This is a genomic window from Robertmurraya phoenicis, assembly GCF_047302285.1.
Classification (GTDB): domain Bacteria; phylum Bacillota; class Bacilli; order Bacillales; family Cytobacillaceae; genus Robertmurraya.
In genome coordinates this window covers 545,224-558,369 of the sequence record NZ_CP154845.1, presented here as the reverse complement: position 1 = coordinate 558,369, position 13,146 = coordinate 545,224, and the positions used below count along the sequence as shown (strand labels likewise).

At 34.7% G+C, this 13,146-nt stretch carries 10 protein-coding genes and 1 pseudogene; 1 reads left to right on the top strand and 10 read right to left on the bottom strand.

Features of this window, described 5'->3' with window-relative positions:
• Positions 1-154: 154 nt before the first annotated feature.
• Entirely contained in the window at positions 155-1,978 is a 1,824-nt protein-coding gene (locus AA0X71_RS02595) for an LTA synthase family protein (RefSeq protein ID WP_413358858.1), read from the top strand.
• An 8-nt stretch (positions 1,979-1,986) separates the two neighbouring features.
• On the opposite strand, the gene AA0X71_RS02590 is transcribed toward AA0X71_RS02595, so the two are convergent.
• From AA0X71_RS02590 to AA0X71_RS02545, 10 genes and pseudogenes are all read right to left on the bottom strand, one after another.
• Positions 1,987-2,811, bottom strand: coding sequence for a phosphatidylinositol-specific phospholipase C/glycerophosphodiester phosphodiesterase family protein (locus tag AA0X71_RS02590; protein ID WP_413358856.1), 825 nt, complete (start codon positions 2,809-2,811; stop codon positions 1,987-1,989).
• Between the two features lie 142 nt (positions 2,812-2,953).
• Positions 2,954-4,015: a glycosyltransferase family 4 protein gene (locus tag AA0X71_RS02585; RefSeq protein WP_413358853.1), complete on the bottom strand. Its 1,062-nt coding sequence runs from the start codon at positions 4,013-4,015 to the stop codon at positions 2,954-2,956.
• 292 nt (positions 4,016-4,307) lie between these two features.
• Positions 4,308-5,039: a WecB/TagA/CpsF family glycosyltransferase gene (locus AA0X71_RS02580; protein WP_413358850.1), complete on the bottom strand. Its 732-nt coding sequence runs from the start codon at positions 5,037-5,039 to the stop codon at positions 4,308-4,310.
• A 102-nt stretch (positions 5,040-5,141) separates the two neighbouring features.
• A pseudogene (gene tagH / locus AA0X71_RS02575) lies at positions 5,142-5,927 on the bottom strand (teichoic acids export ABC transporter ATP-binding subunit TagH); the annotation flags it as partial.
• Positions 5,928-5,942: 15 nt separating this feature from the next.
• Positions 5,943-6,749 (bottom strand): ABC transporter permease, encoded by an 807-nt coding sequence (locus AA0X71_RS02570; protein WP_413358848.1) that lies wholly within the window; start codon positions 6,747-6,749, stop codon positions 5,943-5,945.
• A gap of 112 nt (positions 6,750-6,861) precedes the next feature.
• Positions 6,862-8,064, bottom strand: coding sequence for a CDP-glycerol glycerophosphotransferase family protein (locus tag AA0X71_RS02565; protein WP_413358845.1), 1,203 nt, complete (start codon positions 8,062-8,064; stop codon positions 6,862-6,864).
• Positions 8,057-8,455, bottom strand: a complete 399-nt coding sequence (tagD, locus tag AA0X71_RS02560; RefSeq protein ID WP_413358843.1) for a glycerol-3-phosphate cytidylyltransferase — start codon at positions 8,453-8,455, stop codon at positions 8,057-8,059. The genes AA0X71_RS02565 and tagD overlap by 8 nt, the downstream gene beginning before the upstream one ends.
• A gap of 199 nt (positions 8,456-8,654) precedes the next feature.
• A complete protein-coding gene (locus tag AA0X71_RS02555) occupies positions 8,655-10,208 on the bottom strand; it encodes a glycosyltransferase (protein WP_413358841.1) in 1,554 nt (517 codons plus the stop codon).
• A gap of 14 nt (positions 10,209-10,222) precedes the next feature.
• Positions 10,223-11,170 carry an NAD-dependent epimerase/dehydratase family protein gene (locus AA0X71_RS02550; RefSeq protein WP_413358839.1) on the bottom strand — a complete coding sequence of 316 codons (948 nt, stop codon included), beginning with the start codon at positions 11,168-11,170 and terminating at the stop codon, positions 10,223-10,225.
• A 35-nt stretch (positions 11,171-11,205) separates the two neighbouring features.
• Positions 11,206-13,086, bottom strand: coding sequence for a CDP-glycerol glycerophosphotransferase family protein (locus tag AA0X71_RS02545; RefSeq protein ID WP_413358837.1), 1,881 nt, complete (start codon positions 13,084-13,086; stop codon positions 11,206-11,208).
• Between the last annotated feature and the right edge of the window lie 60 nt (positions 13,087-13,146).

The following is a 13,146-nucleotide window of genomic DNA, read 5'->3' as shown; positions in this document are numbered from 1 at the left end:
TCTTTATCCTACCATCATATCCAATTCGCTCCTCTCAAATACGGTGAGATTTTGCATACAACGATCTTGGCAATCATACGTTGAAATGATAGGGTGAAAATAACAGATAAATCTATTCGACTCCAATGAAAATAATTCTCTAGTAGGTGTCAGGATGAAACTAATATTTAGCCTTTTTTCTCTTTTTTCAATCTCATTTCTTTTTAAAACATTATTGATTCAATATTTTCTCTTTCAAGAAACACAACTCTCAGGCGTTATTGCCGAGATGTGCCTCTTTTTATTTGTATTCGCCATCATTGAACGGCTATCAAGCCAAAAAGTGAAAACCGGTTTATATTTTTCTTTTTCCACCTTCATTTCTTTTCTCTACATGGCTGTCGTTGTTTATCATAACTACTACGGTGCGATCCTAACCTTTTCTGCATTTGATCAAGCAGGACAGCTGAGCGAGATAGGAGATAGCATTACTAGCTTAATACAGCCCGATATGCTTCTTTTCTTTATCGACCTCCCGTTGATTGCTCTGCTACTTTATTTTAAAAATCGCTTGCGAATAGAACCATTCAAGATGAAAGTCAAGGCTTCACTCACCATTATGGCCATTAGCGCTTGTCTCCTATTGGCTGGCTTATTCTCCCAATTAGACGTCATTAACGAAAAGAAGGTTGCAGAAAACATCGGAATTTTCAATTATAATTTTTTCACCATGATTCCAAAATCTAATGCTTTGAACACTGGAGAGACCCTGACACAAGAACACATTGAAGACTTAAAAAACACTTCTTATCATGACGAGAAAATTCTCGAAGGTGTGGCCGTTAACAAAAATATTATCGTTATTCAACTCGAGGCCTTTCAAAACTTCCCAATCGAAAAAATGATCGGAGATGCCGAGATTACACCTAATATTAACCAGCTGTTAAAAGAAAGCTTTTATTTTAGTAATGTGTATCAGCAAATTGGAAAGGGCAACACGTCAGATGCTGAATTTATGTTGAACACATCCCTATATCCTCGTGGAGATGTAGCGATGTCACAAACATATGGAAACAAAGAAATCCCTAGCCTGCCGAAAATGTTAAAAGAGTACGGATATACTTCGGTCACAATGCACACAAATGATGTTGAATTTTGGAATAGAGACGAAATGTATGATGCTCTTGGATTTGATGAAGTATTTGAAAAAAAGGAATTCGAGAATAAGGATGTCATCGCCTTTGGGCCATCTGATGAAGTTTTATATGAAAAAGCGCTGACTCATTTTGCAGACTTACATGAACAAGGAAATAAATTCTATGCAAATCTCATTTCGATGTCCAGTCATCATCCTTTTAAAATCCCTGACAACAAGCCACAATTGGCACTTCCCCAAGAATATATAAATACAACTGTTGGCGACTATCTTCAGGCGATTCACTATGCAGACTATGCTATAGGATTATTAATAGACGGATTAAAGGGACAAGGAATATGGGATGAAACGGTATTTGTTCTCTATGGGGATCACTTTGGATTACAACTTGGCTCAGAACGAGCAGAACAGTTGGTCAAAAATTTATTAGGAAGAAATTATCACAGCAAACTTGATGCTTTTAATATCCCTTTTATCATCAGTGTTCCGGGCTATAGAAACGGGATAGAAATTGAAAAAATAGGAGGCCAAATCGACCTAATGCCAACACTAGCCAACTTAATCGGAATATCATTAGAAAACCATATTCACTTTGGACAGGATTTAATCAATAGTGACTCCAATGTACTCGGAAGCCGCTTTTACCTGCCAACTGGATCATTTTTAAATGATAATATCCTTTTCATTCCTGGGAAGGGCTTTGAAGATGGCAGCGCTACTTCCATTGAGACAAAACAGCCTGTAGAGAACTTCGAAAAATATACGGGAGATTTTGAACGTATACTGCAACTTATGAACCTATCTGATGAGTATATGGATACATTGCCAAATAGAAAAGAGTGAGGAATTTCTCACTCTTTTCTGTTTGGCAGCAATTGATCCGTATAAACTGCTGTAACTCCTTGCTGAAAATAACTTTCCGCTAAATCTTGATCATTAATTGTATAGATCATACTAGTAATTCCCCGATCTGTAAGCTCATGGATAAACTCCTTGGAATACTTCGATTCAGACATGGCGACGAACTGAATGTTCTCCCTCACGACAAAATCAATCACTTCTTTTGATGATTGAAATGTTTTATACAATGTATAAACGAAATGTTCGAATGGATACATCTCTATTAAAAGAGCAAACATTTCTTCATTATATACCTGTGGGATCACTCGATTAATCATTGTAGGGTCAATTTCGAAAATTGTTTGTAAGAGAACTGAAAATTGCGTTTTAATTTCATCCAAATCAGTAGATTTTGTATCGGTGATGATATACGCATCTGGATAAATTTGTAATAAGGAGATAATGTCCTCTACTGTTAATGGATGAAGTCTTTTGTTTATTTTGTGATTCTGAAATTCCTCTAATGTTAAAGGCTGGATACCATTTGTCGGAAGACTCTGCTCAAACATTCTTGCCAAGTACGGCTGCCAATCATGCCGTGCTACAAGATGTTGATCTGAGGTCAAAATAAGATCCACCTCAAACACTCGAATCCCGTTCTTATAGCTTGTCTGAAAAGCCTCCAAGGAGTTCGTATGGCGATGGCCATTTACTTCTCCCAATGCGTGAGCAATTACCCCTGTATCTTTCAAGATTGTCCCAAAAGTGTTCTCTTCAACTGCGAATGTAGTCCTTTCCATTACGAATAAGAAGACAAGAAACGCAAGTACGATCATCTTCTTCCAGATGGTTATCACTCCTTATTATAAAACATACCTGGATCTCATTTTTTGATATGACAAGCCTAATTATTCACAAAGGTATAACCTTTTAAGCGCAAAAAAAGACTGCCAACCAAGGCAGCCTTTCACACTTCACTTATCTATTCTTAGCTGGAGAAACATTTCTCCCTTTTATCATATTAATTAATGGACGATAATCCTTTCCGACCAATCCTAAAATTTCAACAAAGAGCTCTATCATCACTAGTACAACGACTATAAGAATAAGCGATCCCCATACTTTAGCCTGTGAGAATATGACCGCTAGCAAACCAAAAAAAGATGCGATTGCATAAATCATTAGCACGGTTTGGCGATGGGTAAATCCCAGATTCAGCAGGCAATGATGCAAATGAGACTTATCCGGTGCTGAAATAGGTTGTTTATTAATCATTCTCCGGATGATGGCAAAGAAAGTATCTGAGAGCGGTACACCTAAAATCAAAATCGGAATAATAAATGAGATAATGGTAACATTTTTAAATCCTAACAAGGATAAAACGGCAATAATATACCCTAGGAACAAGGCACCTGTATCTCCAAGAAAAATCTTGGCCGGGTAAAAATTATAGAATAAAAATCCTAAAGTACTAACTAAAACAAGAGTAGCAATGGCGATAACATACGTATTTCCCATAATAATAGCCATAACAGATAATGTAATAAGTGCGATTGAAGAAACACCTGCTGCAAGGCCATCGAGACCGTCAATCAAATTGATGGCATTGGTGACACCTACAATCCAAATGATTGTGATTGGAATCGTGAAGAATCCAAACTCGATTTCCCCACCGAAAGGCACATTAATAAATGGCATGGTAATTCCGCCCCAAAGAACAACAACAAGAGCAGCGATTACCTGTGCTATGAATTTAGTTTTTGCTGATAAATCATAAATATCGTCAAGAATACCGGTTAACACGATGATCAAACCACCTACCATAATCGGTAAATGATAATCTTGAGGAGGTTGGAAAATAAACACTCCTATTAGGAAGCTTATATATATGGCAAGGCCGCCCATGCGTGGCATGACCTTAGCATGAACTTTTCGATCATTTGGTCTATCTGTTGCCCCAATTCGAAAAGCTAATTTCTTGATGAACGGAGTAATAATAATGGAGCATAAAAAGCACAGTATTAAGGTCACGTAAAACATAACGACCCTCCCTTACGTTTAAAATGCCCATTTAAAGACATTCAGTATACGAAAAAATTGTCATATCGACTCTAATTATAGCATAAGTGCCTGTCTTTGGTTAAAAAATATTAACAAATTCTTTACATTAGCTCCTCACACATACATATCACTGTCACTAGACTATTTTCTTACTTGACTCAATTAATATGACGTATTTATCAAAAAAATGTTACATATAATGAGAGTTAAAGTTTCGACACAACGGAATGCCCTATTGAGCGATTCCCTAAAACCTCATGTAAAGAACTCTTTATTTTTGTAACCTTTGTTTCAAAATTTTCATCAAAAAGTGAGGAATCGCTAGCATTCTTCTCCAGCGTGATGGCTGCTTTACTAAGCGATAGAGCCACTCGAGCTTGAGCCTGATCCAAATGTCTGGTGCTCGTTTCGCTTCACCAGCTAATATATCAAAGCTCCCCCCAACTCCCATGAACAATCCTTTGGAAAAGGAAGGCAGTGCTTGGGTAATCCACTCTTCCTGGCGAGGAGCACCTAGAGCAACAAAGACCAAATCAGGCTCCAATTTCTGTACCTCTTCCTTAATTCCTTCGCTTTCCTCAGAACCAAAATAGCCATGATGACTACCGACAATCACTAAATCTGGATAGGTCTCTCTTATTGCCTTAACAGCTTTTTGATTGACCTCATCTTTGCCTCCTAGCAAATACACTTTCCATCTATTTGTATTGGCTTGTTGAAGCAAGCTCATCATTAGATCAAAGCCCGCTATCCGTTCCATTATCGGCGCATTTAACATTTTCGATGCCACAATAATCCCGATCCCATCTGGAACTACATAATCGGCAGATTGGACAATCTCTTTATATTCTTTATTTTCATCCGTAATCATGACGATTTCTGGATTAGCCGTAACGACTAAAGTCTTCTCGCCTTTCCGAACTCTTTCGTCAAGAAGGGCTAGCATTTCGTCAAATTGGATATTAATAAAAGGAATGTCTAGTATTGGTACTTTATTTTCCATGGTTTACCCTCTACTTTTCATTAATCAATTACTTTTATTTATAGAAAAGTCCAGTTGAACAAAGCAACTGGACTTTCATTATTTCGCATAAACGATTTGTGCTCCACTTTGTTTTTTAATCGCATTCTCACGAAATGCTTTTTGTTCTTCCTTCGTCATAGCCTTATAATTCTTCAAAAATTCTTCATATTGTGGAAGCACTTCAGCAACAGGGCCAAATTGTTTAATTTCACCATATTCCAGCCAAAGAGCTTTTTCACAGAACTCTTTAATTTGTCCCATGGAATGACTGACAAAAAAGATCGTCTTTCCTAGCTCCTTAAACTCAAACATTTTTTGCTTTGATTTTTCAGCAAAGACTTTGTCTCCTACTGACAATGCTTCATCAATCACTAATATATCAGGATTTACGGTTACAGAAATGGCAAAACCTAATCTTGACTTCATCCCACTTGAATATTTCTTAACAGGCTGATCAATAAACTTTCCGATATCGGCAAATTCAATAATTTCTGGTTCCATCTCTTTGATTTGTTGCTTAGTAAATCCGAGCATAAGACATTTCAACTCAATATTTTCTCTACCTGTTAACTGATTATTCAAACCTGATGAAATAGCAATTAACGCCGTTTGTCCTTTAGTTACGACTTTTCCCGATGTTGGCGGAATAACACCTGAAATAATATTCGACAGAGTTGATTTACCGGAACCGTTAACCCCGATTAGTCCAATAACATCCCCTGCCTCAGCAGTAAAACTTATATTTTGCAATGCATAGAAATCCTCTCCATACCCTCTAGGAAGGATAATATCTAGCAACTTCTCAGAAGTTTTACTATGCATTTTATATTTTTTATAAACATTTTCAATAATAACCGATTTCGTCATTTCATCACATCCATTTTATAAGTAGTCAACAAAATGGTCTCTAAATTTCAAATGCAGGAACGAGCCAATCACTAGTAGCACTAAAACAAGCGCCCAGAAATAAATCGTGTACTGATAGAACTCTACCATATACCACGAAGTACCTAATAACGATGCTCGATAACCTTCAACTATATAGTATAATGGATTGGCCATCATGATTTTTTGAATAGTTTCAGGTAATCGATCTGGCGTCCATAGAAGTGGTGTTAAGTATAAGAGCATTCTTACCACAGCTTGTACAATCATCTGCACATCCCGAACGATCGTTGCAAGTGTAGATGTGATAAGGGATATAGCAAACAATAATGCAAGGCTAGCAAACATAAAATAAATGAGCTGGACATAATATATAGAAACGTAAAATCCTCCAAATTGGAGAATAATTGCGATAATGCCAGTTAATATGATATGGGGATAAAACTTCGCCATGATAACATAGCTTGGAATCGCACTCATCGGAAAACTCATCTTAGAAATAAAGTTAAGTCGAGTATAGATGGATTTAGATGATTCCAATAAAGCTGGACTAATAAAAAACCAGACGACGATCCCTGATAGCATCCAATTAATATAAGGGATTCCTCCAATGGGTTCTCCTTCGCGAATTCCATACCCAAAAACAAACCAATAAATCCCAATTTGAATCATTGGATTAATGATTTCCCAAAGTCTTCCCAAGTAGTTATTATTATTTTGACTTTTTACTTCAAAAAACGACAATCTCAGGATTAAATAAAAAGAGTTAATCTGTTCTTTTATGATTTTAAACATTGACTTCATATTCTAAATCCTTCCTCATACTCAAGGTCTTAAAAACAAAACATAAGCTTCGAAGTACAACTCCGAAGCACCATATAAGTTTATCATATTAGAAGTTATTTTTCTAATTGTTTTAAAACCCCATTGATTTAGCCTGTTCTCCATATTGCTCACGGTCAAATATATACTTAACGAGACTCTCACTTGAATGACCACGTGAATACTTATTCCATTTCACAGCATAGTCCTTCATGAGTTCCGTATTAAACTTGTTATCCTTGATTAAGGTAATTAGAGCCTCTGTTTCTTTCACAACAGGACCTGGTACCATTGATTCATATTGATCCCATAATCCACGTTCAGCTTTGTATTCCTCTAGATCATACGCAAAGAATATCATTGGACGATTCAGTAAAGAATATTCATATGGGATTGATGAATAATCTGTCACTAAATAATTAGCAATTAACAGTAGCTCGTTAATATCATATTTTGATGAAGAATAATCATACACAAAATTCGGATACAGTTCAGAATAATTAACTGTATTCTTAATTGCAGGGTGTAATCTCAAAATAATTACATACTCATCTTTCATCTCATGGTACATCTTTTCCAAATCAAGCTCGAGTTTAAAATGATCTAATTCATTATCACGGTATGTTGGAGCATAAAGTATTTTCATTTTATATTTAAGATCAGGATTTTCCTGTACGAGTTTCATAATAATATCATGATGCAGCTCATGATTAAAGAAAAAATCTGTACGCGGAATGCCTGTTCTAACAATCCGATCATTTGAGATATTAAAGGCTTTTTTGAAAATATTGGCCATGACATCTGATCCAACTACTACTTTATGAAAATTATTATACACACGTTGAAATCGTTGTTTTGCCCTTTCGCTACGGAAGTCGACAGATTGATCTTGTAAACCAAATTTCTTAATTGCACCTGAAGCATGCCATAATTGAATAACTTCAACTTCATCTTTAAAATTAGTCGCCGATAGTATTCCAAAGTAATTATCAACAAAAATATATTTAGATGTTGCTAAATGATAAATCGAAAGAAGAAAATGGAATAGATTATAAGATTCAAAAGGAACAAGTTTAATATTTTCATTGTCTAAAAAATAATTTTTACTTGAACCTTTGTAAAGAACTACCGTTTCAACCTCAATCCCTTGATTGGTCATTTCCTCAAAGATGTATTTACTGTTATCACCGAACGATACAAGAAAGACAACCTTATTTTTTAAAGGGAATAACTTAAATAAGTTAAAAATCCCCTTAATCATAAGGAGATACATTGTAATGATCAGTTCTCTAACCATTTTTCACCTGGTGTAGATCCGTCTTTATTTTAGATGTTGAAACACCAATCGTTCTTGGTAAATAAACAACTTCACAATACTCTTTAAGAAAATCAAAATGACCTTTCCAATCATCACCCATAACAAATACATCAATATCATGTTTGATAACATCTTGAATCTTCTGATCCCAATCATTCTCCGGAATCACTTCATCAACAAATTGGATAGATTCTAAGATAATTTTTCTATTTTCATAGCTATGGTAAGCGCCTTTCCCCTTTTCATTGTTAAATGAATCCGAGGAAAGACCAACAACTAAATAGTCACCTAAAGCTTTAGCTCTTTTTAACAAATTGATATGCCCAATATGAAGCAAATCAAATGTGCCATATGTTAAGACTTTTTTCATTGTTCATCATCTCCTCACTTAATCATTTAACTTTGGGAAATAAATCTATATATTAATCGAACAAAACTTTTACAATAAATTTACACAATAATAATTATATACCTCATGAAAAATATTTTCAAACTGACATGGGGGAATTTTATTTCCAGTTGAGGCAAAAATGTATGAATTTAATCAACCATTCACCATGCATGAAGGCTTATGGTTGATTTGACTCACTCAATTTTTTAAATAACGCTATCCATAGACTACAAACTTTTTCTTTCGAAAATCTCTCTAACACATATTTCCTTGCTTCTTCACCCATTTGTGCCACTTTATCAGGATTGCTTAATAGTTCTACGATTTTCGCAGCTAATTCTTTTTTATCATTTCTCGGCACAAGATAACCATTTACTCCATTTTGAATAATATCCCTCATACCATAATTTACATCATAGCTGACTACCGGTACTTTACACGCCATTGCCTCAAGACTAACTACATTTAAGCCTTCAAATTGGGATGTAAGAATGGTTAATTTGGTTCTCCCTAGGACCTCGCTAACCTTCGTTGTATAGCCTTTTACTATCACATTATCGATTAAGTCATTTTCTCTAATGATACTTTTCAATCTATCTTCATCTTCTCCATGACCATAAATTTCTAAGATAGCATTAGGAATTGCTTTTATGACTTCCTTAAAAGCAAGGATGGCTTCATCAATTCCCTTTTCAGGATGATACCTAGCAATCATAGTCACAAGATTAGGTTCACGCTCTATCTTAATTTCCTTTAGTGGAGTAATGAAATTAGGTATAACAAAGACATTATTATAGTCACCGAACTCTGAAACAATATCTGATTTTTGTGAGTTAGATAAAACAACAACAGCTTCTTTCTTTTCAAGATTATTTAACAATGTGACATGGTCACTTTTTATTGGACTTCCATATTCATGAGGATAATCAAAATGATTCGTGTGTATCGAATAGATACGATAGGCAGCTTCTGGTTCCATACTTAATACTTTAGATGCCGAACCCACTCCATCACAAATAAGAAATGGTTTCTCTTTTTGCTCTCTACAAAACTCATTTAACCAATACACATGAAAATCTTTGTTATTCTTGAAAACAATTGCTTTATTCGTCAGACGATTGAATAGAAAAATATTTTGGGGGGACCCATTCTTTGGGTTTAACCATTTATTTAAATAGCAAAAACCATCTTCCGTATAATACAATTCCTGCTTCGGTTCATTGTTCTGCAAATCAAAATAAATTTTTCTTAGGATATATCCATCTTTATGAAATTCCTCACGATAAATCCTGTTCCTCGTTTCATTAAAATAATCAATGTGACTCAAAACACCTTTTTTAGTCCATTTTTTATATTTGATATACAATCCATCTTTAAAATACCTAGCATATTGCTTCGATTTCAGTTCTGAGTCTTGGACGGTATACTCTTTTTCATAAAGATCAGACGCTTTGTTAAAAAACTTTAATTGAGTTCTACTTACTTTTCCGTTGGTATTTTTCTTTTTATAGTAATCATGCACATTGATAACATCGACATTTTCAGAAAGTCTTCCTGATTTCCTTAATGAATTTCTTACATTTATATAATCTTTTTTATAATCTAGACTGATTAGATCCACATCATATCCATAATGCTCTGACAATTCTTTAGATCTGCTCAGCATAACACTAGTTATGCCGCCCTTATTTACATCAATGTCATATAGAAGCATAAGTACTCTTTTACTCAAGATACACATCTCCCTTATTGTAATGTCGGATTAAATTGCCTCAAATAATATTTGTAAGTTTTTTTTAATCCATTTTCTAGAGAGAATGTTGGTTCCCATTCAAGAACCCTTTTTGTCTTCTCATTGCATAGCACGCTATTTTTGATATCTCCATCGCGAGTTTGCTCATAATGTGGGGAAGCAACCTTATTTCCAATACAAAGTAACAATTCATAAACTTGATTAATTGTACATTCTACATTTGTTGAAACGTTAAATACACCCTGAGAACCTAGATTTATAGCCTGTACATTTGCATTTGCAACATCTTCGACATAGATAAAATCCCTCGTTTGCTTGCCATCTCCATAGATAAAAATATCTTCACCACTTATTAAGCCATGAACAAATATGGAGATAACTCCCCCTTCACCCAATGCATCCTGCCTTGGACCATAAACATTTGAGTACCTAAGGATTGTATAGTCCATCCCATAAAGGTGATGGGCTACTTCTAAGTATTTTTCAACTGTATATTTCGATACTCCATATGGAGAAATAGGAGAAATAGGATGACTCGTGTTAATCGGTAAATATTCAGGTATTCCGTAAACTGCTGCAGTGGATGAAAAAATAATCTTCTTCACATTTGCTTTCACAGCTGCCTGAATGACATTTATAGAACCGCGAATATTAATTTCTTCATCATTCATCATATCATTAATGGAATTTTGAACACTCACCTGTGCTGCCTGATGAATGATAACATCAGGCTTTTCTTTTAAGACAATTTTTTCAAATTCCGTATCTAGAATACTACATTTAAAAATCTTCATATCGGGAGAAATGTGTTCTATATTTTCCTTTTTCCCTGTTGAAAAGTCATCGATGACAATTACCTTATATTGCTGTGCTAATAGCTTTTCAACGATATGAGAACCTATAAATCCAAAGCCACCGGTTACTAATACCGTCTTAAACACCAGTTCTCCCTCCTCAATCACAAAAAATTTACAAACTATATCTTTTTATCCTCTTCCTCATCTTGGCCAATTATTAACTGTTCTACCACTCTACGACTAGATTGCCCATCATGATGATCAAAGAAATATTGAACAAATGGAGGTATTTTTTCCATTTTAAAGTCTCCATTTTTTATTGTTTCGATCATTTCATCTGTCGAGCGAGTAAGTGGCCCTGGAATAAATGATGCATAATCATAATAGAAATCTCTTTTTTGCACATAATCTTCGACATCATATGCAAAGAACAGCATTGGCTTATTTAGTAATGCAAATTCAAAACATACAGAAGAATAGTCAGTAATTAAAATATCCGTAATAAATAGCAGGTCGTTAATTTCTCTATACGAAGATAGATCGTAATAAAAATCACTATATTGGTAAGGAATATTAAAATCATTTTTAACGAATGGATGTATTTTAAATAAGAATACATACTCATCTTTAAATTCCTCATACAGTTTTCCTAAATCTAAAATTTCCATTGGATAATGGGCAGACTGTTGGCCATTTCCCCTAAATGTTGGAGCGAAAGTGATGACTTTTTTTCCTTTTAAGAAAGGAAATTCCTCATATAGACGCTCTCTAACCGACTTTTTATAAACCTCATCAAAGAATACATCCGTTCTAGGTATTCCAGTCGGAATAACTTTTTCCTCATCAATTCCAAACCCTTCAGCATAATACTTAGCCACATTATGGGAACTTACTATTGCCTTTGTATAATTTCTATGATTTTTTGATTTTGGTGAAGGACCGCCTGGTCGACCAATGCGGCTAAATCCGAAGGTTTTAAATGCCCCTACTGCATGCCATAGTTGAATTAGTTCTGCATTTTTACGGATCTTCAAAGGATAAATCAATGGATAAAAATCATCCAAAATAATAAACTTTGCCGTTGCTAAGTGGTAGGCAAGCTTTCTCAGTTCTTTGTAACTCTTTCTTTCCCCTACTGCACTTTTAAGAAGAAAATGGTATTCCAAGTCTAGTCCTTGTTTGAGCATTTCATCATAGACAAACTGAAAATTCCCACTCATATCACTTCGACTATCAGATGCAAATAAAACCTTACTTTCTTTCAAAGGCAGTAAACAATAAAACTTATATTGTAATTTAAAAATCACATTTAGATAAAATTTATAAAAAGCTCCTCTTTTTACTTCGTCAGCATCTATACCCATTAAAGTCGGATCGAAATCTTTTAACTTCGTAGAGGTTATCTTCAGTGTTTTGATTGGTTGATCAAATGAAGCCAACAGGTTAAATTTCATTTCACGCTTTGCTGTAAAGTGCTCCATTTTTGCAGAATGAAACCCATTATCAAGAAATGGTTTAATATTTCCTAATGGGAACACCTTTAAATAATGCTGATCCCCTAATACATGAACCTCAACTTCTAAATACGTTTTGTATTCACCATCTGGAAGTGGTAAATTATTCTTGTCAATAGTAGCAAAATTAATTTCTCCTTCAAAACCAGCCCAAGTGTACAATGGATCAATTTTTTCATTAATTGATAATTGATCAACTGGAATGTCTTGCAAAGAAATTGAAATTTTATTACCCTTCTCATCAACCATGACGAATCTTTTCTTAACTAAGTCTTCATCTTTCATCGGGATATTTTCTAAATAGAAATACCCCTTAATCTCCATTATCGATCCATTCCACTTTAATTGTGTGATCTTTCGTCTAGGAATTAACTTTTCTTCTTCCCCCGCTAATTCGTTAAGAACTGGCAGAGATTCTCCCAAACTTTCTCTTTTTATCACGATCCTGTTTTCGTCAATGATTACAGGATTATCCTTATGTAATTGGGTCACATTTCTACTTTTCAAAAATATCGCACTTAATTTCCTCTTAATCCGAGTAATCATCGTTCTTACTCCCATCCAAATATATTTCAAACTAATATGTACTACAGCACCTATTGTTAT